The sequence below is a fragment of the Anaerotruncus massiliensis (ex Togo et al. 2026) genome, from assembly GCF_030825285.1.
GTDB classification, from domain to species: Bacteria; Bacillota; Clostridia; order Oscillospirales; family Ruminococcaceae; genus Anaerotruncus; species Anaerotruncus massiliensis.
In genome coordinates this window covers 16,083-42,062 of record NZ_JAPJQF010000021.1, presented here as the reverse complement: position 1 = coordinate 42,062, position 25,980 = coordinate 16,083, and the positions used below count along the sequence as shown (strand labels likewise).

The window sequence follows — 25,980 nt, the reverse complement described above, 5'->3', positions numbered from 1 at the left end:
GATAAAAGTCCTCCGCCCGATGAGCGGCAAATCTAAAACCGCCCGCCGGGGCGGGACCCGGCGACTCCGCCGCTCACTGAGCGGCAAATCTAAGAAGAAAGAGCGGGCCCAACCGGGCCCGCTCAAAAACCATTTTTAAGATTTCTTCTTCATCTGCTCGCGCATGCGCTGGGCATGGTCGAGAACCTTCTTGCGGATGCGGATGCTCTTGGGGGTGACCTCCAAAAGCTCGTCGTCACTGAGGAACTCGAGGGATTCCTCGAGGGAGAAGCGGCGCGGCGGGATGAGGCGGAGCGCGTCATCCGAACCGGAGGCGCGGGTGTTGGTGAGCTGCTTTTTCTTGCAGACGTTGACGGCGATGTCCTCGTTCTTGGGGGACATGCCGACGACCTGCCCGGCGTAGACCGGCTCGCCCGCGCCGAGGAAGAGGGTGCCGCGCTCCTGCGCGTTATAGAGGCCGTAGGTGATCGTCTCGCCCGTCTCGAACGCGATGAGGGAGCCGTTCTGGCGGCGGGGGATGTCGCCCTTATAGGGGGCGTAGCCGTGGAAGAGGGTGTTCATGACGCCCTCGCCCTTGGTGTCGGTCAAAAACTCGCTCTTGTAGCCGAAGAGGCCGCGTTCGGGGATGACGAAGGTCATCTTCATGCGGCTGCCGACCGGCTCCATCGACTGGAGCTCGCCCTTGCGGGGGCCCATCTTCTCCATGACCGATCCGGAGGACTCGGCCGGGACGTCGATCGTCAATTCCTCGAACGGCTCGCACAGCTCGCCGTCGATGGTTTTGAGCAGCACCTTGGGGGTGCTGACCTGGAACTCGTAGCCCTCGCGGCGCATGTTCTCGATGAGGATCGACAGATGCATTTCGCCGCGTCCGCAGACGACGAAGCTGTCGGCGGTGTCGCCGTCCGAGACGCGCAGGGAGACGTCGCGCAGCAGCTCGCGGTAGAGGCGGTCGCGGATCTGGCGGGTGGTGACGAATTTGCCCTCGCGGCCCGCGAAGGGGCTCGTGTTGACCGAGAAGGTCATCTCCACGGTGGGCTCGGAAATCTTGACGAAGGGCAGCGCGATGCTGCTGCCCGCCGCGCAGACGGTGTTGCCGATGTTGATGTCCTCGATGCCCGAGAACTGGACGATATCGCCGACCGTGGCCGATTCGACCTGGGTGCGGCCCACGCCGGTAAACTGGTAGATCGCGGTGATCTTGCCCTGCTTGAGGAGCTCCTTGTCGTGGTAGTCGCAGACGTTCATCTGCTCGTTGACCCGCAGGGTGCCCTGCTCGATGCGGCCGACCGCCATGCGGCCGACATAGTCGTTATAATCGATCGACGAGACGAGCACCGCGGTGGGCAGCTCGGGGTCGCCCTGGGGGGGCTGGATGTAGTCGACGATCGTATCCATGAGCGGCAGCAGGTCGGTGCCCGCCACCTCGGGGGAGATCGAGGCGGTGCCGTCGCGGCCGGAGCAGAAGACCATCGGGCTGTCGAGCTGCGCGTCGGACGCGCCGAGGTCCATCAGCAGCTCGAGCACCTCGTCGATGACCTCGTAGACGCGCGCGTCGGGGCGGTCGATCTTGTTGATGACCACGATGACCGCGAGGTCGAGGTCGAGCGCCTTGCTCAGCACGAAGCGGGTCTGGGGCATCGGGCCCTCCGCCGCGTCGACGAGCAGCAGCACGCCGTCCACCATCTTGAGCACCCGCTCCACTTCGCCGCCGAAATCGGCGTGTCCCGGGGTGTCCACGATGTTGATCTTCACGCCCTTGTATTCCGCGGAGGCGTTCTTCGCCAGGATCGTGATGCCGCGCTCCCGCTCGATGTCGTTCGAGTCCATCACGCGGTCCTGCACCGCCTGGTTCTCCCGGAAGGTGCCCGACTGCTTGAGCATCCCGTCGACCAGCGTCGTCTTGCCGTGGTCGACGTGCGCGATAATGGCAATATTGCGTAAGTCTTCTCTCTTGATATTCATATACCCTGCTTCCCATCTGCCGTTCTCCGGCACATTCATTGATTCGACAATTTTACCTTGGTATCATACCGCCAAACAAGTATGTTGTCAAGAAAAACCCGGCAATTTTAGTAACTTTGCTAATGTGGGCCGGAAATCGCGGCTGCTGTCGGGCAGTTTCCCCCACATGCGGCGGCAGCCGGACGCGGGCGGGAACCCTTCCGCACGGGCGGCGCCGCCGGGGAGGGGACGCGGCCGGCCTGAATCAAACGTTTTGGCGCCGCTTTTTCAAAAGCGGCAAAAAGGAAGGGCCGCCCGCCGGGCGGCCCCTCGTTTTTTCGTCTCTTTTGTCACTCGTCGCGGCCGCAGCACTTTTTGTACTTTTTTCCGCTGCCGCAGGGGCAGGGATCGTTGCGTCCGACCTTTTTGACCGAGCGGGGCTTGTTCTGGATGGTGCCGTCGCTGCCGAAGCCCTCCTGCGCGGGCTTGGCGACCTGCTCGCGCTTGGGCTCCTGGTTGGTGCGCAGCTGGATGGTAAACATCAGCTTGACGGTGTCCTCGCGGATCGACTCGATCATCGCGTCGAACATGTCGAAGCCCTCGATGCGGTACTCGACGACCGGGTCCTTCTGGGCGTAGGAGCGCAGATACATGCCGCGCTTGAGCTCCTCCATGTCGTCGATGTGCTGCATCCACTTGGTGTCGACGTTGCGCAGCAGCACGACGCGCTCGACCTCGCGCATGATCGGGGAGGTGAACTGCTCCTCGCGCGCGGCGTAGAGCTTTTCCGCGCGCTCCCTGAGCTGCCGCTTGATCTCGCCGTCGGTGATCTCGCCGAGCTGTTCGGTGGTGTAGCGCAGGTCGTCGTGGGTGGTGAGCCAGCCCATGAAGTAGTCGCGCAGGCCCTCGAGGTTCCAGTTGTCGTGGACCTCCTTGTCGACGAGGTAGCGGTCGACGACCGAATCGATCGTCTCGGTGATCATATTCCTGATGATGCCGCTGATGTCCTCGCCGTCGAGCACCTTGTCGCGCTGGGAGTAGATCACCTCGCGCTGGCGGTTCATGACGTCGTCGAACTGGAGGACGTTTTTGCGGATGCCGAAGTTGCGGGTCTCGACCTTCGACTGGGCGGACTCGATCGAGTTGGAGAGGATTTTCGCCTCGATGGGCATGTCGTCCTCCGCGCCGATCATGTTCATCATGTTCTGAATGCGCTCGCCGCCGAAGAGGCGCATGAGGTCGTCCTCGAGCGAGATGAAGAAGCGCGTTTCACCCGGGTCGCCCTGGCGGCCGGAACGGCCGCGCAGCTGGTTGTCGATACGGCGGGACTCGTGGCGCTCGGTGCCGATGATGAAGAGGCCGCCCGCCTCCCGGACCTTCTCCGCCTCGACGGAGATCTCCGCCCGGTACTGGTCCATCTTCTCGCGGAAGAGCCTGCGGGCCGCGAGGATTTCCTCGTTGTGGGTGTCGGCGAAGCCGGTGGCCTCGTTGATCGTCTCCTCGTCGTAGCCCTCGCGGCGCAGATCCGCCTTGGCGAGGTACTCGGCGTTGCCGCCGAGCATGATGTCGGTGCCGCGCCCGGCCATGTTGGTGGCGATCGTCACCGCGCCGTACTTACCGGCCTGCGCGACGATCTCCGCCTCCTTGTCGTGGTACTTCGCGTTGAGCACCTCGTGCCTGATGCCGCGGCGCTTCAGCATCTGCGAAAGCAGCTCGGACTTCTCGATCGAAATGGTGCCAACCAGCACCGGCTGGCCCTTTTCGTGGCACTCGACGATGTTCTCGATGACCGCGTGGAACTTCGCGGTCTCGGTCTTGTAGACGACGTCGGGGTGGTCGTGGCGCTGGATGGGCTTGTTGGTCGGGATCTCGACGACGTCGAGCTTGTAGATCTCCATAAACTCGTCCGCCTCGGTGAGGGCGGTACCGGTCATACCGGCGAGCTTATCGTACATGCGGAAGAAGTTCTGGAAGGTGATCGTGGCGAGCGTCTTGCTCTCCCGCTCGACCTTCACGCCCTCCTTGGCCTCGATGGCCTGGTGCAGGCCCTCGTTGTAGCGGCGGCCGAGCATGAGGCGGCCGGTGAACTCGTCGACGATGATGACCTCGCCGTCCTTGACGACGTAGTCGACGTCCCGCTGCATGATGCCGTGGGCCTTGATCGCCTGGTTGATGTGGTGCTGGATCTGCATGTTGTCGCCGTCGGTGAGATTGTCCAGCCCGAAGTATTCCTCCGCCTTCTTGACGCCCGAGGCGGTCAGCGTGGCGGTCTTGGCCTTCTCGTCGACGATGTAGTCGCCGTCGACGTCGTCGTGCTCCTCCTTGGAGTCCGCCTCGGCCACGCGGTAGCATTTGAGGGTGTTCGCGAAGCGGTCGGCCTTCTCATAGAGGTCGGTGGACTTGTCGCCCTGGCCCGAGATGATGAGCGGGGTGCGCGCCTCGTCGATGAGGATCGAGTCGACCTCGTCGACGATCGCGTAATTGTGCCCTCGCTGGACCTTGTCCGTCTTGTAGATGACCATGTTGTCGCGCAGGTAGTCGAAGCCGAACTCGTTGTTGGTGCCGTAGGTGATGTCGCAGCCGTAGGCCTCCCGCCGCTCGGCGGTGGTGAGCCCGTGGACGATCAGCCCGACCGTGAGGCCGAGGAAGCGGTAGACCTTACCCATCCATTCGGAGTCGCGCTTGGCCAGGTAGTCGTTGACCGTGACGATGTGCACGCCCTTGCCGGTCAGCGCGTTCAGATAGGCGGGCAGGGTGGCGACGAGGGTCTTGCCCTCGCCGGTCTTCATCTCCGCGATGCGGCCCTGGTGGAGGATGATGCCGCCGATGACCTGCACGGGGAAGTGCCGCATGCCGAGCACGCGGTCGGACGCCTCGCGGCAGGTTGCGAAGGCGTCGGGCAGCACGCTGTCGAGCGGCTCGCCCTGCGCGAGGCGCTCCCGCAGCTTGGGCGTCATCGCCTTGAGCTCGTCGTCGCTCATGGCGCGGTAGGTTTCCTCCAGTTCAAGCACCTTCTGCTGAAGGGGCAGGACACGTTTGATCTCCCTGCTGGAATAGGTCCCGAAGACCTTGTTTAAAATACCCATTTTGTCACCTCATAGTCTGATACGCGCGGACCCTCCCATGCCGTTTCAAAAAGCCGCGGCTGGCTGGAAATGCGTATACTTTAACTTGTACATTTTACTCCCGCCCGCCGTCAAAGTCAACCTCGTTTTCCCGCTTGCGGCGGCGGTTTGGGGCCTCTCCACAGAGGGAGGAGGACGGGCGGGCGCATCTCTGCTTATTATAACCAAAAAAAATCCAAAAATTAGGCCTATTTTGTTTTGCAACCGTGAACAAAAGCTGAACAATCCCCTTGATAAAGCCTTGACAAACTAATATAATAAAGATTGGACAACCCCAGTAAACAAACCGAAAGGAGTACCGATATGAACTATTCTCATGAAGTGGAGAGAATGTGCGTTCTCGCCAAAGGACCCAAGCACGGTCCCGCGCCCATTCCCGAAGAGGGCAAATGGGTAAAGGCCTACGAGATCAAGGATATTTCCGGACTCACACACGGCGTGGGCTGGTGCGCGCCGCAGCAGGGCGCCTGCAAGCTCACCCTCAACATCAAAAACGGGATTATCGAGGAGGCGCTCGTCGAGACGCTGGGCTGCTCCGGCATGACCCATTCGGCCGCGATGGCGGGCGAGATCCTCCCCGGCAAGACCATCCTGGAAGCCCTCAACACCGACCTCGTCTGCGACGCGATCAACGTGGCGATGCGGGAGCTCTTCCTCCAGATCGTCTACGGCCGCAGCCAGACCGCCTTCTCCGAGGGCGGGCTCCCGATCGGCGCGGGCCTCGAGGACCTCGGCAAGGGCCTCCGTTCCCAGGTCGGCACCATCTTCTCCACCAACGCCAAGGGCGTGCGCTACCTTGAGCTGGCGGAGGGCTATATCCTCTCGGTCGCAGTCGACAACAACAATGAGGCCATCGGCTACAAGTTCGTCAAGGTCGGCAAGATGCTCGAGGACATCCGCCACGGCGTGGACCCCAAGGAGGCGTTCGAGAAGAATATCGGCACCTACGGCCGCTACGCCGACGCCCCCAAATACATCGACCCGCGTGAAGAATAAGAGGAGAGGGAGGTAACACACATGGCAAAGTTTGAAGGACAGGAGAGAAGGATGCCCAAAATCAGCGCTTGTCTCGCTGAGTACGGCATGTCTTCCCTTGAAGATGCAAGAGAGATCTGCCTTGCCAAAGGCATTGACGTGGAAAAGATCGTCAAGGGCGTGCAGCCCATCGCGTTCGAGAACGCCGTCTGGGCCTACACCCTCGGCACCGCCGTCGCCATCAAGAAGGACTGCAAAAAGGCCGCGGACGCCTCCGAGGCGATCGGCATCGGCCTGCAGGCGTTCTGCGTGCCCGGCTCGGTCGCGGAGACCCGCGCCGTCGGCCTCGGCCACGGAAACCTCGGCGCCATGCTGCTGCGCGACGAAACCAAATGCTTCTGCTTTTTGGCCGGCCACGAGTCGTTCGCCGCGGCGGAGGGCGCGATCGGCATCGCCCGCAACGCCAACAAGGCCCGTAAGGAGCCGCTGCGCGTCATCCTCAACGGACTGGGCAAGGACGCCGCCTATATCATTTCCAGAATCAACGGTTTTACCTATGTGGAAACCGATTATGATTTCGCCACCAGCGAGCTCAAGGTGATCGGCGAGACCGCCTATTCCGACGGCGAGCGCTCCAAGGTCAAGGTCTACGGCGCCAACGACGTGCTTGAGGGCGTGGCCATCATGAAGCACGAGAAGGTCGACGTCTCGATCACCGGCAACTCCACCAACCCGACCCGCTTCCAGCACCTGGTCGCGGGCACCTATAAGAAATGGTCCTATGAGAATAACGTCAAATACTTCTCGGTGGCCTCGGGCGGCGGCACCGGCCGCACCCTGCACCCCGACAACATGGCGGCCGGCCCGGCTTCCTACGGCCTCACCGACTCGATGGGCCGGATGCACGGCGACGCGCAGTTCGCCGGAAGCTCCTCCGTCCCCGCGCACGTCGAGATGATGGGCCTCATCGGCATGGGCAACAACCCCATGGTCGGCGCGACCGTCGCGTGCGCCGTCGCCGTCGAGGAATCCTTCAAGTAAGGTTTTACTATTATAAAAAGGCCATGCGGGCAAAGCCCGCATGGCCTTTTTCCTGTTTTTCAGATGCGCGCCGCGCCGCACGCCCGCGCGGCTTCGGCGACCGCTGCGGCGACCGTCTTCCCGACCCGCGGGTCGAACGCCCGGGGCAGCAGGTAGTCCCCGCAAAGCTCCCCGCCGGACACGAGCCCCGCGATCGCGTAGGAGGCGGCGGTGAGCATTTCATCGGTGATCTCCCGCGCGCGCACGTCGAGCGCGCCCCGGAAGATGCCGGGGAAGGCGAGGACGTTGTTGATCTGGTTGGGGTAGTCCGACCGTCCGGTCCCGACCACCCGCGCGCCGCCCGCGAGGGCCTCCTCGGGCAAAATCTCGGGGACGGGGTTCGCCATCGCGAAGACGGCCGCGTCTTTCGCCATCGCGGAGACCATCTCCGCCGTGACGAGCTTTGGGCCCGACACGCCGATGAAGACGTCCGCGCCCCGCAGCGCGTCGGCGAGCGTCCCTGTCCTGCGGCCGCGGTTGGTGAGCGCCGCCATCCGCGCGTGGGCGGGGCTCAACCCCTCCATTCCCTCGCAGAGAATGCCCGCCCGGTCGCAGAGGATGACCTCCCCGACGCCGAGCGCCCTCAGGCGCAGGGCGATCGCGGTGCCCGCCGCGCCCGCTCCGTTGATGACGGCGGTGACCGCCTCCATCCGCTTGCCGACCAGCTTGAGGGCGTTGATCATGGCGGCGGAGACGACGACCGCCGTGCCGTGCTGGTCGTCGTGGAAGACGGGGACGTCGCACAGCTCCCGGAGCCTGCGCTCCACCTCGAAGCAGCGGGGCGCGGCGATGTCCTCAAGGTTGATGCCGCCGAAGCTCCCCGAGATGAGGTGGATGGTGCGCACCAGCTCGTCGACATCCTTTGTGCCGACGCAGAGCGGGAAGGCGTCCACCCCCGCGAACTCCTTGAAGAGGACGCATTTCCCCTCCATAACCGGCATGCCCGCCTCGGGCCCGATGTCCCCGAGCCCGAGCACCGCCGACCCGTCGGTGACGACCGCCACAAGGTTCCAGCGGCGGGTGAGCTCGAACGATTTCGCCGGGTCCTCCCGGATGGCGAGGCAGGGCTCCGCCACGCCGGGCGTGTACGCCAGCGAGAGGTCCTCGCTTGTCTGCACCCGCACGCGGGAAGTGACCTCCAGCTTGCCCCGCCATTCGGCGTGTTTTTCCAGGGCTTCTTGTCTGTAATCCATCGTATCCCCCATTTTGATCCTCCGGTCAACCGGGCGTCCGCGGCGGGCGGGGACCCTCCGTCCCCAGCTCGTCGCACACCGCCTCGATGTCCCGCATGATTTCATAGATATGCTCCCGCATCGTCTTGACCCCGCCCACGACGTCCCGGTCACGGAAGGCCTGTACGATTCTTTCGTGGGGCTCGATCGCGTTTTTATAGGTCCGGGTCTGTTTGGTGCGGTATTTGTTGATGATCCCCTGCATCTCCCGGTTGATGTTAATCAGCAGCTTGTTGCGGCTGCAATCCATGATATAGGAGTGGAACCGGGAGTCGGCCTCGATCATCCCGGCCACGTCGCCGGACTTTACCGCCGCCGTGAACCGCTCGTGGAGGCGTTCGAGCGCCTGGGTCTCCTGCCCGGTCGCATGGGAGATCGCCAGCCGCACCGCAAGCGGCTCCATCGCGAGGCGCACCTCAATATAGTCCATGAAGCTGATGTCCGGTTCGTCCACCCATTTCTGCACCTCGGGGGAGAGCTCGTTCTTCTTGAGGATGAAGGAGCCCTTGCCCGAGCGGATGTCCAAAAACCGGCGCGCCTGCAAGATCCGCAGCGCCTCGCGCACGCAGGTCCTGCTCACCTGCAGCATCCCGCAGAGCTGCTGCTCCGACGGCAGCTTGTCCCCAATCTGGTACTCGTCCGACTGAATCAGTTCCTTGATGCTCTCCACCGTCAGGTCGGTGATCGAGGTATACCGTACCGGTTCCATAATCCGTCCTCCCGTCGCGCTCACTGGTTGTCTGGAACCAGTATAGCACATATTTCCGACGGCCGTAAACGCCCGGCTGCCGATCTATTGATTTTACGGCCCCGCGCCGATATAATAGGTGCAGAGGGCGTGTCCGCCCGGCCGAAAGGAGCCCGCCTATGCAGCCGATCGCCAGAATCTCTTCCACCGACCACGCGGTCAACCACATCCGGGACAGCATCCTGTCCGGGGCATACCGCAAGGGGGACAAGCTCCCCGCCGAAATGGAGCTGTGCGAACTGCTCCACGTCGGGCGTTCGACCGTGCGGGAGGCGCTGCGCGTCCTGCAGGCGATGGGGCTCGTCGAAATCCGACACGGCAAGGGCGCGTTCGTCACCGACCGGGAAAACACCGTGACCCCTGAGATGTGGTTCCAAAAGTACAACTACAAGGTCGCCGACATCATGCAGGTGCGCCTGCCCATCGAGCAGATGGCGGTGCGGCTCGCGGCGATCAACATGCAGGAGAAGGAGCTCTCCCACCTGCAGGAGATCCAGGATTCCTTCCGCCGCGCGGTCGAGGAAAACAACGTCAACCAGATGACGCTGGCCGACGAGTATTTCCACGGCGCGATTATCGAGGGGACCCACAACCCGCTGCTGATCTCCTTCAACGCGAACCTGACCGAGGCGATGCGGGAATACCGCCTGCACTCCTTCTCGGTGCCGGGCAACCCCGGGCACGCCGTCGGGCCGCACGAGGACATCCTCTCCGCTCTGCGGCTCCACAACCCCGAGCTCGCGGCCGCCTACATGGTCACCCACATCCAGAGCTCCCTCTCCGATATGCAGCGCATCCTTTGAACCGCCGGGGAAACCCCGGCGGTTTTTCCGTCAGCCCATCAGCAGGTTGGGCAGGAAGGTGATGATCTGCGGGAAGAAGGAGAGCAGCAGGATGACGATAAGCAGCGGCGGCAAAAAGGGCAGCACCGCCTTGACCATCCGTTCGAGCGGGATGTCCCCCACCTTGCAGAGGACAAAGAGCACCATGCCGAAGGGGGGCGTCAGCAGGCCGACCATCAGCGTGATGATCATGATGATCCCGAAGGCCAGCGGGTCGATCCCCGAATTCACAAGCACCCGCAGGAAGACGGGCGCCAAAATCGTGATCGACGCGAGGTTTTCCATGAAGCAGCCCACCACCAGCAAAAACGCCACAAGCAGCAGGGTGATGACGTAGGGGTTGGTTGACACCTGTGCGATGGCGGAGGCGAGGTGCTCGGCGATCTTCGAGCGGGTGATCATGTAGCCGTAGAGGGAGGCGCAGAAGCAGATCATCATGATCGTGCCGGAATCCCGCAGCGTCTCCCACAGAACCGACTTGAGGGTTTTAAAATCGACCTCCTTGTAGACGAACACGGTCAGCACCGTCGCGTAGACCGCCGCGATCGCCGCCGCCTCGGTCGGCGTGAAGACGCCCGAGAGGATGCCGCCGATGATGATGACCGGCGTCAGCAGGGAGAGGAAGGCGCGGCGGAAGGTCCGCCACACGACCGAGATGCGGAATCGCTCCCCCTTGGGGAAGTGGTGCCGGACCGCGTAGATTTCCACGTAGATCATCATCGCGATCGCCATCAGGATGCCCGGCACGATGCCCGCGATCAGCAGCGCGCCGATCGAGCAGCCGGTCATCAGGCCGTAGATGACCAGCGGAATGCTCGGCGGGATGATCGGGCCGATCGTCGACGAGACGCCGGTGACCGCGAAGGTGAAGTCGTCCTCGTAGCCCGCCTCGCGCATCGCCTTGATCTCGATCGCGCCGAGGCCCGCCGCGTCGGAGGTGGCCGTGCCCGTCATGCCCGCAAAGATCACGCTGGCGATGATGTTCACATGCCCGAGCCCGCCCCGCAGCCAGCCCACCGTCGATTTGGCGAAGTCGAAGATGCGGGAGGTGATGTTCCCCGTGTTCATGATCTTCCCCGCGTAGAGGAAGAGGGGGATGGAAAGCAGCAGGAAGTTATTGAGCCCGTAGACCGATTTCTGCGCGATGACCTCGGGGCGGAAGGCGCCGAGCCCGCGCTCCAGAATCATCAGAATGGCGGCCGAGCCGCCCATCGAGATCGCCACGGGGATGCCGATCAGAAACGCCGCGATGAGGATGACCAGGTACCAGATTCCCATCTTATTCCCCCTCCTTTTCCGGTCCGCCGCCCCGCAGCTCCCGGAGGAGCGCCAGGACAATGCTCACGAGCGCGCCGCCGCTGCCGACGATGGCCGCGACGTAGAGCCAGCCGTTGCTCAGCCACTCCATCGTGGAAAACCTGGTCGGCCAGACCGACACGGCCATCTTGACCGCTCCCGCTAAAATAACCGCGAAAAAGGCCGCCATAAAGAGCGATATGAGGCAGTCCAGGACCTTGCGCGCCCTGCCCCGGAGCTTGGCGCGGAAGGTGTCGATGACGATGAGCTCGTTTTCGCGCACGGCCACGACCACCCCCCAGAAGCAGAGGAAGATGAAGAGCAGCCGGCTCATCTCCTCCGTCCACGGGACGCTCACCCTGAGGATAAAGCGGCAGACGACCTGCAGAATCACCACCGCCACCATCGCGGTAAAGATGAGGATTCCGGCCGCGTCGAACAGCTTTTTGACCTGTTTCAATCCGTTCCCTCCTTCAAACCGGTTTTGTCCGGGCCGGCGGGCCCGGAGAGAACCCAATCAGCCCGGTGCCTCGCGCACCGGGCTGCTGCGTTCCCGGATTTTCCGTTTCCTCAGTAGGCGGCGATCTCCTCCGCCGTCGTGACCGGCCACTTCTCCGCGTAGAACTTGTCCATCGCGGGCTTCACCTTGTCCAGGTAGGGCTGCAGGTCGGTCATCTCACAGAAGGTGACGCCCGCGTCCTCGCACTGGGCCCGCAGCTCGGCTTCCATCTCCTCGCCAAGCGCCGTGGCGTACTCGGTGGCTTCGGCAGCCGCCTCGTCGATCATCGTCCGGTAGGCCTCGGGCAGGCCGTTATAGAATTCGGCGTTCATCTGCCACATCGAGATGGAATAGTAGTATTTCGACAGGGTGATGTAGTCCTGCACCTCATAGAGCTTGTTGGTGACCAGCTGGTCGAAGGGGCCCTCCGAAGCGTTCACAACGCCCATCTGGAGCGAGGTGAAGAGCTCGGGCAGCGCGATCGGAACGCAGGTCGCGCCCAGCGCGCCGAAGGTGTCCATGAAGAGCGCCGACTCGGGGGTGCGGATGGTGAGCTTGGCGATGTCGTCGACGCTTTCGATCGGCGTGTTGGAGGTGATGTGCCGGTAGCCGCGGCCCATCACGCCGAGGGTGTAGAGGTTGTGGCTGTCGAGCATCTCCTTGCGCATCGCGTCGCCCAGCTCGCCGTTCCACACCGCCATGAAGTGGTCCTTGTCGCGGAAGACGAAGGGGGAGTCGAAGAAGGAGTATTCGGGCGTGAAGATCGAGATCGGCAGGGTGCCGAACGCCGCCATGTCGATCTCCCCGAGCTTGAGCGCCTCGGCCTGCTCCTTTTCGCCGCCCGTCGAGCCGCTGGCGTAGACGTTGAGCGTGATTTTTCCGCCGCTCTTTTCGCCGAGGAGCTCGCCGAATTTGTCGATCCCCTTGAGGATCGCGGTGCCCGGCTCGAAGATGCTCGCCACATGGATTGTCACCTCCGGCAGGTCCGCCGTGTCCGCGGCGGCTCCCGACGGGGCGGCCGTCTCCGGCGCCGCGCTCTGGGCGGGCGCCGCGCTCTCCCCGCATCCCGCCGCCAGGGCCAGGATCATCGCGGAAGCCAGCAGTACGCTCATCAACTTTTTCATAGTTACCTCCTGTTCCTTGTTGGTCCCCAACTTGTGTCGGTGTCTGTTTTATCCTTCCGGCGCCTCCTGCGGCACCGGGATCAGATAGGTTTCCGGCGGGAGGCCCAGCTCCCGGCAGAGGGCGGTGATCTCCTCGAGCGTCTTGTCGTTGAGATAGATGCCGCGGCGGAGGTTTTCCTCACAGGCGAGCATCTCCTTCTGCCCGTGGGTGTAGACACAGGGCGCGCCCTGCGCCGTTTGGGACTCCCGCAGCTTATTCAGGTAGGCGGAAAGGCGGCGTTCGGTCTCCTCCCGGTCGCCGAACATCCCGTAGTCGACCGCCAGGAAAAAGTGGCTGCACCGGTCACAGTCGAACCGCTTGCGGATTTCGTCGCTCGTCACGCCGCCCGCCAAAATACCCGTCATGATCTCGACGATCATGCCGAAGCCGTAGCCCTTGTGGCTGCCGAACTGCTCCCGCGCCCCGCCGAGCGGCAGGATGCCGCCCCCCTGCTTTTTGCCGATATCGTCCAGCACCCGCCGGGGGAGGGTGCTCGTTTTCCCCTCCGAATCCATCGCCCAGTCGGCCGGGATCTCCAGGCCCTTTTTCGCGTAGACCTCCACCTTGCCGCGCGGGACGACGGTCGTCGCCGCGTCGAAGAGGAAGGGGTAGGGCTCGGCGGGCATCCCGACCGCGATGGGGTTGGTGCCGAGCAGCGCCTGCCGGCCGTTCGTGGGGATCATGATCGCCTCGGTGTTGGTCATCGAGACGCCCAGCAGGTGTTCCCGCGCGATCATCCGCGCGTAATAGCCCGCGATGCCGTAGTGGTTGGAGTTTTTGACGCACACGATCCCGACGCCTGTTTTTTTGGCCTTTTCAATTGCAAGCCGGGTCGCCATCATGGCGGCCACCTGCCCGATGTATTCGTGCGCGTCAATGAGCGCGGAAACGGGCGTCTCCCGGACGACCTCCGGCTTTCTGTCCCGCTTGATCCGCCCGATCCTGGTGATGCCGTTTGTGTAGAGGGTCATCCGCTGGCACCCGTGCGACTCGATGCCGAAGAGGTCGGCCGTCAAAAGCACGTCGGTGATCTCCCGCGCCTCCTCCTCCGAGTAGCCGTACCGCCGGAACACCGTCTCGGAGAGCGCCTTCATCCCCTCGTAGGAAAAACGGTTGTCCGCCATCTTCTTCACTCCCCTTTGTCCGTGCTTACGGTCTCCAGAAATCCGCCCTCTTCCAGCGCGCCTCGGATGCGCCGCTTTTCCTCCTCGCCCATGTGGCAGATCGGCCCGCGCGGCCAGCCCGCGTCGCGGCCCATGAGACGCAGCGCGTATTTGATGCGGATGGGGAACTGGCTGCCCGCGATCGCCTGCCAGGTGAAGTACATGCGGTTTTGCAGCTCGAGCGCGTGTTCCCGCCGGCCCTCCTTGAAATCCTTCCACATCTCCACGCAGAGCTCGGGAAAAACGGTCAAAATTGCCGAGATCGCGCCGTCCGCCCCCAGCTCATAGGTCGAGCAGAGCATGTCGTCGGTCGCGCTGAACACCTTGCCGCGCTTCCCGTTGACCATCTTCATCTCGTAGAAGGCCATGATGCCGCCGACGCTCTGCTTGATTCCGACGACGTTTTCGATCTCCAGCAGCTTCCCAAAGAGGGGGGCGGTGATCGTGTTCTGAGGCACGACGTTGTAGATCACGATCGGGAGCCCCACCCGGTCGGAGATTTCCCGGTAAAAGTTGTAATTTCCCTCGTCGTCCGGGACGAGCACGTTATAGGAGACGGGGGTGACCATCAGCGCGTCGGCGCCCGCCTCCTTCGCCGCGAGTCCGGCGCTGACGGCGGCGGGGGTGCTGTTGCGGATGACGCCCGCAACCACCGGGATCTCCGGATCCTCCGCGCGGATGAGGCGGACAAGCTCCGCCAGCTCGCCGTCGGTGAGGGCCGCGCCCTCTCCGGTGCTGCCGCCCGGGCTGATCCCGTCCACGCCCGCGTCCAAGAGGCGGCGGATCTCCCCCTTGGCGCGCGCGGCGTCGAGCCGCCCCGCCTCGTCAAAGGGGGTGACCAGCGGCGCGATAATCCCTTCGATTGCCTTGACCATGCAACGACCTCCTTTGCAATTCGGTAATATTGTCTGATCTCAAATACAGAATAACGGCTTTGCAGAAAATTGTCAATCTTTTTTCTCCTTATTTTATATTTTTATGGAATACCAACAATAATAAGCATAAGATTTTGTCCGGATACGCGCATTTAAAAGCGGTCTCACCTGTTGACATTCCGCGGGTTCCGGTTTATAATTTCTTTGTCATCAGACAATCATATCAAAAGAGGGAGGCCCATCCATGAACCTGCGCGAAACATACGGCAAGATCCTGCTGCCCCTCGTGACCCCCTACGGCGAAAACGAGGAGATCGACTACGGGCGCTACGCCGAATTGATCGAATACCTCATCCAAAACGACCTCTGCGACAGCTTCATCGTCACCGGCACCACCGGCGAGGCGAGCCTCTGCACCTTTGACGAGCGCGTCAGGCTCATGGAGACCGCCGTCAAAACGGTCGCGGGCCGCAAGCCGGTCATCGCCGGCACCGGCTGCGCCTCCACCAAGGAGACGGTCGCGCTGACCCGGAGGGCCGAGGCGCTCGGCATCGATACGATGCTCGTCGTCTGCCCCTTCTACAACAAGCCCACCCAGGAGGGGATCTACCGCCACTACCGGGCGGTGGCCGAGTCCACCAGGGCAAAAATTATCCTCTACAACATCCCGATTTTTGTCGGCGTCAACCTGGAGGCCGAGACGGTCGGGCGGCTCGCCGCCATCCCCAACATCATCGGCGTCAAGGACGAGGCGGGCGTGAATCCGACCCAGGTCACCGACTACTTCCTCGCGACGCAATCGGCCGATTCCGACTTTCTCATCTATAACGGCGACGACGTGATGCTGCTGCCCACCATCGTGCAGGGCGCGATGGGCATCGTCTCGGGCGGCGCGCACATCTTCGGGCATGAGATCCGCGCGATCTTTGAGGCCTTCGCGAAGGGGGAAAACGAAAAGGCGCGCGAATGCTTCCTTCCGCTCTACCGCTTCTGCAAGGCCTGCGGCCAGAACGGCCGCATCCTGCCCAACTCGATCATGCGTCCGGCCATCGAGCTCGTGACCGGCGTCAGGGTCGGCCCGGCGCGGGGCCCGCTCGCGCCCATTACCGACGCCGAGCTGGCCGTCCTGAAGGACGCCCTGCACAAGGCCGGCGTCTGCTTTTTCGCGCCCGACAAAATCTCTTTTGTTTTGGCGCGAAAAGAGATATAATAGGAGAGACATCACAAGGAGGAAGCCTATGGATTTTGAACACGCGCTTCCCGCGCGGCCGACGGTGCACCCGTCCTCCGCGGTCAAAAACTGCGTCCTCGGCGCCTACACCGAGATCGGGCCCGGATGCGCGCTGGAAGAGACCCGGCTGGGCGACTACTCCTACTGCTTCGCCCAAAACGACATCATCTATTCGGACATCGGGAAGTTCTGCTCGATCGCGACGGGGGTGCGCCTGAACCCTGCGCCCCATCCCTCCTCGCTGCGCCCGGCGCAGCACCACTTCACCTACCGCTGCACGAAATACGGCTTCGGTCCCGACGACGACAGCGTCGTCGCATGGCGGCGGGAGCAACGGGTGGTCATCGGAAACGACGTCTGGCTCGGGCACAACGCGGTCATCATGGGGGGCGTGACGATCGGCGACGGGGCGGTCGTCGGCGCTGGCGCGGTCGTAACCCACGACGTGGCGCCCTACGACGTTGTCGCGGGGGTCCCCGCGCGGCGCCTGCGGCGGCGGTTCGACGGGGAGACGGCCGCCGCGCTCGGACGCATCCGCTGGTGGGACTGGCCCCACGAGCTACTGCGCGAGCGGATCGCGGATTTCCGCACAATCGAGGGATTCTGCGAAAAATACGATCCGCTCAGAGCAGGATCGAAATGAGCATCATCTCCAAAAGGCGCGCATAGATCGGTTCGAGCTCCTCGACGGGCAGGGGGTTTTTCCCGCGGCCGATCTCGATCGTGAAGGCGGGCCGGTGCAGGCAGTCGATGAACCAGTCCTTGAAACCACCGTGGGAAGCGGTCCCCTCGGGGGAAGCGAGCTTGTAGCCGGACGCGGATGCCAGCACCTGTGCCATCAGCTGGGAGCGCACCGGCGTGTGCGGCCCGTAGCGGTAGTAGATCTCCTCCCCCTGGGAGTGAAAGGCGTACGCCTGCCGCAGGTCGAACGCGCAGCAGAAATTCACGAGGGAGCGGGTCTCCGGCTCGCTGTGGGGGGCGGTCCCGCCGTAACGGGTCGGCCCGGGGGAAGTGAACCCCGCCTGCTCCTCGAGCTCCTTGAGCTGGGGGAAGCCCGCGTCGAAATTGTGGTTGAGGTCGATGCCCCGCGCATTGGCCTGCCAGCGGGAGGCGTCCCCGCCGCTCGCCTTTTCGACGAAGGCGCAGAGCTGCCCCGCCGATTCGGCCCCGTGCAGACTGATTTCCACCCCGTCGGGGTTGAGGCAGGGGATGATCGCGATCGAGCGGTTTTCCAGCGTGCGGGCCATATCGATGTCGGCGAGCGGCTCGCCGGTGGTCATCGCGCTGAGGATATCCTCGCAGAAGCGGAAGAGCAGCAGGGTGGTCAGCCATTCCATCCCGTGCACGCCGCCGACAAACAGGGTGCCCCGGTAGACGTCCCCGATGCCCAGCGCGTAGATGCTGCGCCCGAGGACCGATTTCCCGATCGGAAAGGTCTTTAAAAAGGGGAACCGTTCCTTGAGCTCGCACACCGCGCGGCGGATGTTGTCGTAGCTGGGAGGCTCCCTGTAAAATCCGTCAAACATGCCGTCTCACCTCTAAGCCCAGTCTATGTGGCGCAGGGCTCGTATTAGTACGGCGGGCAAGCCGGAAAAAACGCCGCGCGGGCGGCGTGTCTGGAGAATCAAATTGGAACTGAGATACAGGAGGAACATGGGATATGGCCCACTATGAGAAAACGATCGATTCACGGGTGATTTATGAAGGCAGGATCCTGAGCCTGCGGCGGGATATGGTGGAACTGGAAAACGGCTCGACCGCGGCGCGCGAGGTGGTCGACCACTCGGGCGGCGTGGCGGTGCTCGCGCTCGACGAGAACGGCAACATCCTCTTTGTGTCGCAGTTCCGCTACCCGTTTGGGGCCGTGCTGCTCGAGCTGCCCGCCGGCAAGCTGGAGAAGGGGGAGAACCCCGCCGAATGCGGCATGCGGGAGCTCGGGGAGGAATGCGGCTGCGCCGCCGACCTCTTCCAGCCGCTGGCGAAGATGTACCCCACCTGCGCCTACGACACCGAAATCATCCATATCTTTTACGCGACCGGGCTGCGCCCCACCCGGCAGCACCTCGACGAGGACGAGTTTTTGACCGTCCGCCGCATCCCGGTGGAAAAAGCGGTGCAGATGGTGCTCGACGGGGAAATCCCCGACGCGAAAACCCAGCTCGGCATTTTGAAATTTTATGCGCTGCGGCAGGCCGGAAAGCTCTGAACGCGCTCAAAAACTTTTGTTTTGGGAAATCATTCCTTGTTTCCGGGCTGTTATTTTTGGCGCGGATGCATACAATAACTGCGAAATAACCACGTTATTTCACCGGTTTATGCTGGTTTCCCAGTTCAAATGTGAAAGGAAGAATCCAATGAAATCAACCAAAGCGTTCATCGCGACGGCATTGGCGCTCGTTATGCTCGTTTCGTTGACTGCGTGCACCTCGCGGAACGACAATACGTCCTCCTCGAGCGTCGCGCCCTCTTCGGCCCCGGCCGCTTCTTCCATGGCTCCGTCTTCCTCCGAGCCGGATGATCTGCTATCCGACATTGAGGACGGCGTCTCGGATGTCGCGTCCAATATCGAAAGCGCCGTGACCACTACCATGAGCACCGATTTTGACAAAATCGGTGCTCTTGGCAGCGATCAGGTCAAATGGGGCCCCGGCGTGCTCGTCGACGAAGCAAACCGCACCACCGAGCCGCAGGTGCACCAGGAGGAGTACGGCCAGTACGGCGCCTATTTTATCGCCCCGGCGGACTGCGGAAAGTTCTACTTAACCTTTGACGAGGGCTATGAAAACGGCTACACCCCGCAAATCCTCGATGTACTTAAAGAGAAAAACGTCAGCGCGGTCTTCTTCGTCACCCTGCCGTTTGTGAAGTCCTCCCCCGACCTCGTCCGGCGGATGATTGACGAGGGGCATGTCGTGGGCAACCACACCAGCCACCACTGGAACCCGACCCAGAAGTCGCTCGACGACGCCTATGCGGACATCAAGGAGCTCCACGACTACATGCTGGAGAACTTCGACTATGAGATGACCCTCTACCGCCCGCCCGAGGGCGCGTTCAGCGAGCAGACGCTCGCCATGGTCCAGCAGACGGGCTACACGACGGTGCTCTGGAGCTTCGCCTACAAGGACTGGGACCCGAACAACCAGCCGGGCGTGGACGCGGCGCGGGAGCGCACGGAAAAGTTCATCCACGAGGGCGCGATCTACCTGCTGCACGCGGTGAGCCACGACAACGCGGAGATCCTCGGCGATTTGATCGACGAGGTGCGCGCGCGCGGCCTGGAAATCGCCAAGTGGGATTTGCCCTACGTGCCGCCGGCGGACGTCTCTTCCTCGCAGAGCTCCTCTGACGACGATTGACCAAAGGTTTTTGCCGGCTTTTTCCAAAAGCCGCGGGGCCGTGGGGCAGAGCCCCGCGCCGCTCGCCGCAGCGGGCGGAATGCCCGCTCCTTCAGGTTTTTCGGCCCCTTTTTACAAGAGAAAAAGGGGCGTCGGCAGGGGGCGCTTCCCATCCGGGAAGTGTCCCCTGCCTCCTCTTTTCCGCCATGTCTTGGGCGGCGAGACGCGGCCGGCGGAGAGAAGGCGCGACCTTGGGGGCCTTTTCTCTTGCAAAAGGCCCCCAAACCCTCAAAATGCGCCTGCAGCAGGGCCTGCGGGCCCGGGCTGGGGGCTCCGCCCTCGAAAAAGGCCGGCGCTTCGATCGAAGCGCCGGCCTTTTTCTCACCCGCCACCTTTGAAAAAGTGGACGAAACTTTTGCTTATTCCGAAACCGCCTTCTTTTTCAGGCGGCCGTAGTACTTCGCCGTAAAGGCCGCGTACTGCGCCTGGTAGCCGCTGTCGTGCTGGTCGCCGTGCAGTCGTTTGTACTCGTGGCGGTCGATCTCCTCCATCCGGCTGTCGTAGGTGAGCACCGACTCGCCCACGTTGGAACAGAGGTCCGCGATCCGCTCGATGTTCGAGAGCGCCTCCACATAGGGGAACGCCGCGTCCACCGTGCACTTGCCGCGCCGCAGGCGGTCGATGTGCTTATCCTTGAGGAGCTGCTCCATCTCGTCCACGACCTCTTCGAGCGGCGCGATGCTCGCCGCCGCCCTGCGGTCCACATTCTGGAAGGCGTCGACCGCCAGGTCGAGGATCTCCTTGACCGCCTCACAGATCGTCTGCATCTCCTCGGTGGCCTTCTTGGAAAATTTGGTCTTGGTTTCAAACATCCGGTCCGCGCATTCGCAGATGTTCTCCGCGTGGTCCGCCACCCGCTCAAATTCGCCGCAGGTGTGCAGCAGCTCGGAGATGCTGCGGTTTTCGCTGTCCGAAAGCTCCCGCTCGCCCAGCCGCAGCAGGTAGGTCTCCACGCGGTCCTCAAGCTTGTCCACCACGTCCTCGTTCTCGTTGATCCGTTCAACCACCTTGGGGTCGTACTGGAAGAGCAGCCCGATCGCGCTCAGATAGTTCTGCCGCGCGATGTTCGCCATCTGTACGACCGCCTCGCGGGCGTGCTCCACGGCGAGGCCGGGGGAGACGAGCAGGCGCTCGTCCAGCGTGATCGCCGTGATCTCCTGGTCGCGGTCGCCCGGCTTGTCGCGGACAAGCGTGCGCGCGATCTTCTCCAGCAGGCCGACCAGCGGGATGAAGAGCAGCGTCACCGTCACGTTGAAGATCGTATGGAAGTTCGCGATGCCGCCCTTGTCGATCGGCGCGTCCCAGAAGGAGAAGCCCACAAAGTGCTGGAAGGTGTAGCAGCCGATGACAAAGATGATGGTGCCCAGGACGTTGAAGCTCACATGCACGGCGGCGGTGCGCTTCGCATTTTTGGAGGCGCCGATCGACGCCAGGATCGGCGTGATGCAGGTGCCGATGTTCTGGCCCATGATGATCGGGAACGCCATCGAATAGGTGATCAGCCCGGTGGAGGTCAGCGCCTGTAAAATACCGATCGACGCGGCCGACGACTGGATCGCCGCCGTGACGAAGGTACCCACCAGAATGCCGATGACCGGGTTGCGGAAGGTCGCGAATAGGCTGGTGAACCAGGGCTCGTTGCTCAACGGGGCGACCGCCCCCTCCATCGCGAACATCCCCGTGAAGAGGACGCCGAAGCCGAGCAGGATGATACCGATGTTCTTCTGCCGGTCGCGCTTGGCGGACATGAAGAAGAGGATGCCCACGATCATCGCCAGCGGCGCGAGGGATTTGGGCTTCAGGAGCATGAGGAAGAAGTTGTCCGTTTGCAGGTCGCTCAGGCGCAGGATGTGCGCGGTGATCGTGGTACCGATGTTCGCGCCCATGATGACGCCGATGGCGTTGCGCAGCTTGAGGACCTGCGCGTTGACGAGGCCGACGACGATGACCGTCGTCGCGGAGGAGGACTGGATGGCCGCCGTGACCAGCGCGCCGAGCGCAACCCCCTTGATCACCGTGTCGGTCATCTTCTCAAGCGTCCGCTCAAGACGGCCGCCCGACGCGCGCTCCAGGCCGGACGCCAGCATCGACATGCCGTAGAGGAACATTGCCAATCCGCCCAGCAGGCTGATAAACCCGAAAATATCCAAGTTGTTTCACCACTTCATTTTACGTAATTTTTTCTTATTTTTTACCATACGAAACAATTATATCGAAAATACCCGGGCTTGTACAGAGCTTTCGGGCGTTTCGGCCGAATTTTGCGGGAAACCTCCCGATTGCGCGCAAAAAGTCCCCGGAACGCGGGCGGTTGCCCGCGTTCCGGGGACAGTTTTACCCTCAGGAACCGCTCTCCTCCGGCGCCGCCTCTTCGGCGGGACCGTCCTGCTCCCCGTCCGGGCCCTCCTCGTCGGTGGCCTCCTCCTTGGGAGCGCGCGCCAGCGTCACCACGCGGCTGTCCTCCGCCACGCGCATCGCGCGCACGCCGCCGCCGTAACGGGACTGCACGGTGATCTCCTGCACGGGGATGCGGATGATGACGCCGTCGTCGGTGATGAGGATCACGTCGTCGTCGCCGTCCACCATCTTGACCCCCGCGACGGGGCCGTTGCGGTCGACATAGTAGTTGCGGATGCCCTTGCCGCCGCGGCTCTGCAGGCGGTACTGGCTGACCTCGGTGCGGCGGCCGAGCCCGCTCTCCGACACGGTGAGCACGGTGGCGTCGCCGTTTTTGCGCACCCGCGCCATGCCGACGACCTCGTCGCCCTCCTCGAGCGTGATCGCGCGCACGCCGCGCGCCGAACGGGAGAGGGGCCGCGCGTCCTGCTCGTCGAAGCGGATGGCCATGCCGCCCCGCGTCGCAACGATCAGCTCGCTGGTGCCGTCGGTCTGGCGGACCCAGGCGAGTTCGTCCCCGTCGTCCAGCCCGATCGCGATGAGTCCCATGCGGCGGACGTTGCGGTAGGCCGACAGCGGGGTGCGCTTGATCACGCCCCTGCGCGTGACCATCACGAGGTAGCGGTCGTCCATGTCGTACTCGTCCGCCCCCACCTTGATGAGCGCCGTCACCTTCTCGTCGGAATCCATCTGCAGGAGGTTGACGATGTTGGTGCCGCGCGAGGTGCGGGAGCCCTCGCCGATCTCATAGCCCTTGAGCCGGAAGCACCGGCCCTTGGAGGTGAAGAACATGATATAGTCGTGGGTGGAGCAGATGAAGAGCTCCTCCACAAAGTCCTCCTCCCGCCTCGTCATGCCCGAAACGCCGCGGCCGCCGCGCCGCTGGGTGCGGTAGGCGTCGACCGGCTGCCGCTTGAGGTAGCCGAAGTGGGTGAGGGTGATGACGCAGTCCTCGACCGGGATGAGGTCCTCGATGTCCACCTCGCCGCTCACCGCCACGATTTCGGTGCGGCGTTCGTCGGCGTATTTCTGGCGGATCTCACCGAGCTCCTCCTTGACGATCGACATGACGCGGCCGTAGTCGCCGAGGATCGCCTCGTATTCCGCCACCCGTTCAAGGATCGCGGCCAGCTCCTCCTCGATCCTGATCCGCTCCATGCCGGAGAGCTGGCCCATGCGCATCGCCACGATGGCGGACGCCTGGATATCGGTGATGGCGAACCGTTCGATCAGGTTCTGCTTCGCGTCGGGCACGTCCTTCGAGTGCCGGATGATCGAGATGACCTCGTCGGTGTTGTCGCAGACGAGCTTGAGGCCCTCGAGGATATGTTCGCGCTCCTTCGCCTTGCGCAGGTCGTACTTCGTGCGGCGGATGACGACCTCGCCCTGAAAGTCGATGTAGTGGGTGAGGATCTCCTTGACCGGCATGACCTTGGGCACGCCGCCCGACAGCGCCAGCATGATGACGCCGACGGTGTCCTGGAGCTGGGTGTAGGAGTAGAGGCGGTTGAGCACCACCTGGGCGTTGGCGTCCCGTTTCAGCTCGATGACGATGCGCATGCCGTCCCGGTCGCTCTCGTCGCGCAGGTCGGAGATCTGCTCGACCCGCTTTTCCTTGACGAGGTCGGCGATCGACTCGATCAGCCGCGCCTTGTTGACCATGTAGGGGATCTCGGTGACGACGATCCGCTCGCGGCCGTTGGGCATCTCCTCGACCTCGCAGCGGGAGCGCAGGGTGATCTTGCCGCGCCCGGTGGCGTAGGCCGCGCGGATGCCCGCCCGCCCCATGATGATGCCGCCGGTCGGGAAGTCCGGCCCCTTGATGTGCTGCATGATCTCCTCGAGGGAGGCGTCGGGGTTGTCGATCAGCATGCAGGCGGCGTCGATCACCTCGCCGAGGTTGTGGGGCGGGATGTTCGTCGCCATGCCCACCGCGATGCCCGTCGACCCGTTGCAGAGCAGGTTGGGGAAGCGGGAGGGCAGCACGACCGGCTCCTTGAGGCGGTCGTCGTAGTTGGGCATGAAATCGACGGTGTCCTTCTCGATGTCGGTGAGCAGGGAGAGGGACATCCTGCTCATGCGGCTCTCGGTGTACCGGTAGGCGGCCGGCGGGTCGCCGTCGACCGAGCCGAAGTTGCCGTGGCCGTCGACGAGCGGGTAGCGCATCGAAAAGTCCTGCGCCAGGCGCACCATCGCGTCGTAGACCGACGCGTCGCCGTGCGGATGGTACCGGCCGAGCACGCTGCCGACCGTGTCGGCGCATTTGCGGTAGGCCTTGTCGGGGGTGAGGCCGTTTTCGTGCAGGGTGTAGAGGATGCGCCGGTGCACCGGCTTTAAGCCGTCGCGCACGTCGGGCAGCGCGCGGCTGACGATGACCGACATCGAATAGTCGAGAAAGGATTTCTTCATCTCGCTTTCGATGTCGATGTTATGCATACGCTGTTCGATCAGTTCGGAATCGAACACGTCGTCCTTGGAATCATGGGTTTCCTTCTTCATCTGTATCATCTCCTATTCGGGCCGCCTGGATTTCCGCCGGAAACTCATTTCCTCTTTCCGAAGAGGGGCCGCCGCGTGTCCTCGGCCACCTTCTCGAACCGGTCGCCGAGCCCCTGGCGCAGCACGCCGCAAAAGCGCTCGGCGGTGGCCTCGTCGAGCTGGTTTTTGGGGACGGCGACGACCTTGTTCTTGTCGTAGCAGATCGCGTAGACGCCCTTGTAGTCGTAAACGCTGCACGATCCGGAGAAGGCGATGTAGTATTTGCCGCCCCCCTCGCGCACGTCGATGCCGTCGCGGGTGGCCGCGAGCTCGAAGCGGGGGGAGTGTTCCTTCAGCCGCGCCGCGTATTTGCGGTTGTTGTTCGCGGGGAACTTGAGGATCAAAAAGAGCAGCGCGAGCGCGGCGATCACCATCACCCAGCTGACGAGGGTCTGCGTGCCGTTGTTTTTGAAGAGGTCCCCCCAGAACATCCAGATCACGACGAACACGCCGAGCAGCTGGAAGTTGCGGTGCGCGTCGACCCGGTTCTTCCGGTCGGAGATCTCGACCCCGTCGAGCACGTCCGCCTCGCGCGTCTCATAGGAGAACTCCACCCGGCCGTAGTCGACCTCGGCGTGGCGGCTCTCGTATTCGTCGTCGTCGAATTCGTCGTCAAGCTCGTCCGCCCCGGGCCCGCCGGCGTCCTCCGCCGTGGCGGCGGGCTCCTCCGGGTCCGCCTGGAGGACGGCCTGCTCCTCCGTCTCCTGCTCCCCGGTCACGACCGGGTTCTTTTCATCGCTCATACCTGATACCTCGGCTTTTCATAGTTTTCGCACATCTCCGCGAGGAACTTCTCCACCGCGTCGATCTGCGGCTCGATCTGGGATTTCGGGACGAGCAGGCAACGGCGGGGCTCCAGCATGATCAAAAACAGCCCCTCCGACTCCTTGACCGAATCGATCGTGTGCCAGTAGGTCTCGACCGTCTTGTTCTGGATGTGCTCGACGCATTTGTTGGGGTAGAAGTCGATCAGCATTTTTTCCCGCAGGTAGGCGTTCTTCTGGTACTCCCTGTTGACCGCCTTGAAGAGCGCCCGCTCGTAGAAGAACCTGTAGTAAAAGAGGCTGCGGAAGCCGAGCAGGAAGATGATGGCCAGTAGCACCCACGAAAGGGGCGTGGCCTTGGAATATCCCAGCACGACCGAGAGGACCAGCAGCAGGCCGACGACGATCTCGACGGCGCCCATAATGGTCATCTTCTTTTTGCTCTTCTTCACGTTCGCGGTGTTCATGATACGGTAGAAATCCAGGTAGTCCTCCAGCGGGAGGGCGAAGTTGAGCGTAAACAGCTTCTTGACCTTCGGCACGCTTTCCGCGGCGTCCACATCCCCCTCGTCCGCCTCCGCCCGGAATTCCCGCGCGAGCTCTTCCCCGGTGTCGCTGACGACCGCCTCTTCCTCTATGGCCTCCGCGGCTTCCTCCACCGTCCCGGCGGCCTCCAGCGTCTCAAAATTGTCCTGTTCCTGCATGGTGC

General features: G+C 63.1%; 22 protein-coding genes. 7 read left to right on the top strand and 15 right to left on the bottom strand.

The features are described 5' to 3' along the window. Positions 1-135: 135 nt before the first annotated feature. Positions 136-1,965 carry a translational GTPase TypA gene (gene typA, locus RCI06_RS08270; protein ID WP_101553112.1) on the bottom strand — a complete coding sequence of 610 codons (1,830 nt, stop codon included), beginning with the start codon at positions 1,963-1,965 and terminating at the stop codon, positions 136-138. Between the two features lie 329 nt (positions 1,966-2,294). Next, positions 2,295-5,030, bottom strand: coding sequence for a preprotein translocase subunit SecA (secA, locus tag RCI06_RS08265; protein WP_276872424.1), 2,736 nt, complete (start codon positions 5,028-5,030; stop codon positions 2,295-2,297). Between the two features lie 342 nt (positions 5,031-5,372). Here secA and RCI06_RS08260 point away from each other — a divergent pair, with 342 nt between their 5' ends. Next, positions 5,373-6,065, top strand: a complete 693-nt coding sequence (locus RCI06_RS08260) for an iron-sulfur cluster assembly scaffold protein (protein ID WP_101553114.1) — start codon at positions 5,373-5,375, stop codon at positions 6,063-6,065. Positions 6,066-6,086: 21 nt separating this feature from the next. Next, on the top strand, positions 6,087-7,085 hold the full coding sequence (locus RCI06_RS08255; RefSeq protein ID WP_101553115.1) for a GGGtGRT protein: 999 nt from the start codon (positions 6,087-6,089) through the stop codon (positions 7,083-7,085). A gap of 59 nt (positions 7,086-7,144) precedes the next feature. On the opposite strand, the gene RCI06_RS08250 is transcribed toward RCI06_RS08255, so the two are convergent. Together RCI06_RS08250 and RCI06_RS08245 are read right to left on the bottom strand one after the other, a co-directional pair. Continuing rightward, complete coding sequence (locus RCI06_RS08250) at positions 7,145-8,317, bottom strand: NADP-dependent malic enzyme (protein ID WP_302822722.1); 1,173 nt, start codon at positions 8,315-8,317, stop codon at positions 7,145-7,147. 25 nt (positions 8,318-8,342) lie between these two features. Then, on the bottom strand, positions 8,343-9,065 hold the full coding sequence (locus RCI06_RS08245) for a FadR/GntR family transcriptional regulator (protein ID WP_306575515.1): 723 nt from the start codon (positions 9,063-9,065) through the stop codon (positions 8,343-8,345). 158 nt (positions 9,066-9,223) lie between these two features. Between RCI06_RS08245 and RCI06_RS08240 the strand changes: the two genes are divergently transcribed. Beyond that, complete coding sequence (locus RCI06_RS08240; protein WP_306575513.1) at positions 9,224-9,907, top strand: FadR/GntR family transcriptional regulator; 684 nt, start codon at positions 9,224-9,226, stop codon at positions 9,905-9,907. 30 nt (positions 9,908-9,937) lie between these two features. Here RCI06_RS08240 and RCI06_RS08235 read toward each other — a convergent pair whose 3' ends face one another. The 5 genes from RCI06_RS08235 to RCI06_RS08215 form a co-directional block, all read right to left on the bottom strand. Beyond that, entirely contained in the window at positions 9,938-11,224 is a 1,287-nt protein-coding gene (locus RCI06_RS08235) for a TRAP transporter large permease (RefSeq protein WP_306575511.1), read from the bottom strand. Between the two features lies 1 nt (position 11,225). Continuing rightward, positions 11,226-11,702: a TRAP transporter small permease gene (locus RCI06_RS08230; protein WP_101553119.1), complete on the bottom strand. Its 477-nt coding sequence runs from the start codon at positions 11,700-11,702 to the stop codon at positions 11,226-11,228. Between the two features lie 110 nt (positions 11,703-11,812). Continuing rightward, entirely contained in the window at positions 11,813-12,865 is a 1,053-nt protein-coding gene (locus tag RCI06_RS08225) for a TRAP transporter substrate-binding protein (RefSeq protein ID WP_306575508.1), read from the bottom strand. A 48-nt stretch (positions 12,866-12,913) separates the two neighbouring features. Next, positions 12,914-14,029: an Ldh family oxidoreductase gene (locus RCI06_RS08220; RefSeq protein ID WP_101553121.1), complete on the bottom strand. Its 1,116-nt coding sequence runs from the start codon at positions 14,027-14,029 to the stop codon at positions 12,914-12,916. Positions 14,030-14,034: 5 nt separating this feature from the next. Then, positions 14,035-14,943, bottom strand: coding sequence for a dihydrodipicolinate synthase family protein (locus RCI06_RS08215; protein WP_306575504.1), 909 nt, complete (start codon positions 14,941-14,943; stop codon positions 14,035-14,037). Between the two features lie 244 nt (positions 14,944-15,187). On the opposite strand from RCI06_RS08215, the gene dapA reads away from it, so the two are divergent. Together dapA and RCI06_RS08205 are read left to right on the top strand one after the other, a co-directional pair. Beyond that, complete coding sequence (gene dapA / locus RCI06_RS08210; RefSeq protein ID WP_306575501.1) at positions 15,188-16,153, top strand: 4-hydroxy-tetrahydrodipicolinate synthase; 966 nt, start codon at positions 15,188-15,190, stop codon at positions 16,151-16,153. Between the two features lie 28 nt (positions 16,154-16,181). After that, a complete protein-coding gene (locus RCI06_RS08205; RefSeq protein ID WP_101553124.1) occupies positions 16,182-16,817 on the top strand; it encodes a DapH/DapD/GlmU-related protein in 636 nt (211 codons plus the stop codon). Here the strand turns inward: RCI06_RS08205 and RCI06_RS08200 are convergent. After that, complete coding sequence (locus RCI06_RS08200; protein WP_101553125.1) at positions 16,798-17,700, bottom strand: M14 family metallocarboxypeptidase; 903 nt, start codon at positions 17,698-17,700, stop codon at positions 16,798-16,800. The genes RCI06_RS08205 and RCI06_RS08200 overlap by 20 nt on opposite strands. A 134-nt stretch (positions 17,701-17,834) precedes the next feature. Between RCI06_RS08200 and RCI06_RS08195 the strand changes: the two genes are divergently transcribed. Next, the gene (locus RCI06_RS08195; RefSeq protein ID WP_101553126.1) at positions 17,835-18,380 is read left to right on the top strand and encodes an NUDIX domain-containing protein; all 546 of its coding nucleotides are present in this window, start codon (positions 17,835-17,837) and stop codon (positions 18,378-18,380) included. 99 nt (positions 18,381-18,479) lie between these two features. On the opposite strand, the gene RCI06_RS08190 is transcribed toward RCI06_RS08195, so the two are convergent. Further along, a complete protein-coding gene (locus RCI06_RS08190; protein WP_276872181.1) occupies positions 18,480-18,665 on the bottom strand; it encodes a hypothetical protein in 186 nt (61 codons plus the stop codon). Between RCI06_RS08190 and RCI06_RS08185 the strand changes: the two genes are divergently transcribed. Next, on the top strand, positions 18,664-19,533 hold the full coding sequence (locus tag RCI06_RS08185) for a polysaccharide deacetylase family protein (RefSeq protein WP_288234454.1): 870 nt from the start codon (positions 18,664-18,666) through the stop codon (positions 19,531-19,533). The two genes, RCI06_RS08190 and RCI06_RS08185, sit on opposite strands and share 2 nt — an antisense overlap. A 398-nt stretch (positions 19,534-19,931) precedes the next feature. On the opposite strand, the gene RCI06_RS08180 is transcribed toward RCI06_RS08185, so the two are convergent. The 4 genes from RCI06_RS08180 to RCI06_RS08165 all read right to left on the bottom strand — a co-directional run bounded on the left by RCI06_RS08180 (position 19,932) and on the right by RCI06_RS08165 (position 25,975). Continuing rightward, entirely contained in the window at positions 19,932-21,722 is a 1,791-nt protein-coding gene (locus tag RCI06_RS08180) for a Na/Pi cotransporter family protein (protein ID WP_242970885.1), read from the bottom strand. Between the two features lie 190 nt (positions 21,723-21,912). Then, positions 21,913-24,468 (bottom strand): DNA gyrase subunit A, encoded by a 2,556-nt coding sequence (gene gyrA / locus RCI06_RS08175; RefSeq protein ID WP_306575496.1) that lies wholly within the window; start codon positions 24,466-24,468, stop codon positions 21,913-21,915. Positions 24,469-24,512: 44 nt separating this feature from the next. After that, positions 24,513-25,250, bottom strand: a complete 738-nt coding sequence (locus RCI06_RS08170) for a hypothetical protein (protein ID WP_276872187.1) — start codon at positions 25,248-25,250, stop codon at positions 24,513-24,515. Beyond that, positions 25,247-25,975: a YcxB family protein gene (locus RCI06_RS08165; protein ID WP_306575494.1), complete on the bottom strand. Its 729-nt coding sequence runs from the start codon at positions 25,973-25,975 to the stop codon at positions 25,247-25,249. The genes RCI06_RS08170 and RCI06_RS08165 overlap by 4 nt, the downstream gene beginning before the upstream one ends. Positions 25,976-25,980: the final 5 nt, after the last annotated feature.

Bases quoted from the DNA above. Each gene is read 5' to 3' on its own strand.
- RCI06_RS08215 (WP_306575504.1), bottom strand. From the start codon at position 14,943: ATGGTCAAGGCAATCGAAGGGATTATCGCGCCGCTGGTCACCCCCTTT.
- RCI06_RS08190 (WP_276872181.1), bottom strand. From the start codon at position 18,665: ATGGAAGAAGCGGCCGGGGCCGAAGAGGGCGCGACGCTCGAGGAGGAC.
- RCI06_RS08235 (WP_306575511.1), bottom strand. From the start codon at position 11,224: ATGGGAATCTGGTACCTGGTCATCCTCATCGCGGCGTTTCTGATCGGC.
- RCI06_RS08225 (WP_306575508.1), bottom strand. From the start codon at position 12,865: ATGAAAAAGTTGATGAGCGTACTGCTGGCTTCCGCGATGATCCTGGCC.
- gyrA (WP_306575496.1), bottom strand. From the start codon at position 24,468: ATGAAGAAGGAAACCCATGATTCCAAGGACGACGTGTTCGATTCCGAA.
- RCI06_RS08260 (WP_101553114.1), top strand. From the start codon at position 5,373: ATGAACTATTCTCATGAAGTGGAGAGAATGTGCGTTCTCGCCAAAGGA.
- RCI06_RS08200 (WP_101553125.1), bottom strand. From the start codon at position 17,700: ATGTTTGACGGATTTTACAGGGAGCCTCCCAGCTACGACAACATCCGC.
- RCI06_RS08205 (WP_101553124.1), top strand. From the start codon at position 16,182: ATGGATTTTGAACACGCGCTTCCCGCGCGGCCGACGGTGCACCCGTCC.
- RCI06_RS08255 (WP_101553115.1), top strand. From the start codon at position 6,087: ATGGCAAAGTTTGAAGGACAGGAGAGAAGGATGCCCAAAATCAGCGCT.
- secA (WP_276872424.1), bottom strand. From the start codon at position 5,030: ATGGGTATTTTAAACAAGGTCTTCGGGACCTATTCCAGCAGGGAGATC.
- RCI06_RS08165 (WP_306575494.1), bottom strand. From the start codon at position 25,975: ATGCAGGAACAGGACAATTTTGAGACGCTGGAGGCCGCCGGGACGGTG.
- RCI06_RS08195 (WP_101553126.1), top strand. From the start codon at position 17,835: ATGGCCCACTATGAGAAAACGATCGATTCACGGGTGATTTATGAAGGC.
- RCI06_RS08245 (WP_306575515.1), bottom strand. From the start codon at position 9,065: ATGGAACCGGTACGGTATACCTCGATCACCGACCTGACGGTGGAGAGC.
- RCI06_RS08250 (WP_302822722.1), bottom strand. From the start codon at position 8,317: ATGGATTACAGACAAGAAGCCCTGGAAAAACACGCCGAATGGCGGGGC.
- dapA (WP_306575501.1), top strand. From the start codon at position 15,188: ATGAACCTGCGCGAAACATACGGCAAGATCCTGCTGCCCCTCGTGACC.
- RCI06_RS08170 (WP_276872187.1), bottom strand. From the start codon at position 25,250: ATGAGCGATGAAAAGAACCCGGTCGTGACCGGGGAGCAGGAGACGGAG.
- RCI06_RS08220 (WP_101553121.1), bottom strand. From the start codon at position 14,029: ATGGCGGACAACCGTTTTTCCTACGAGGGGATGAAGGCGCTCTCCGAG.
- RCI06_RS08240 (WP_306575513.1), top strand. From the start codon at position 9,224: ATGCAGCCGATCGCCAGAATCTCTTCCACCGACCACGCGGTCAACCAC.
- RCI06_RS08185 (WP_288234454.1), top strand. From the start codon at position 18,664: ATGGCTCCGTCTTCCTCCGAGCCGGATGATCTGCTATCCGACATTGAG.
- typA (WP_101553112.1), bottom strand. From the start codon at position 1,965: ATGAATATCAAGAGAGAAGACTTACGCAATATTGCCATTATCGCGCAC.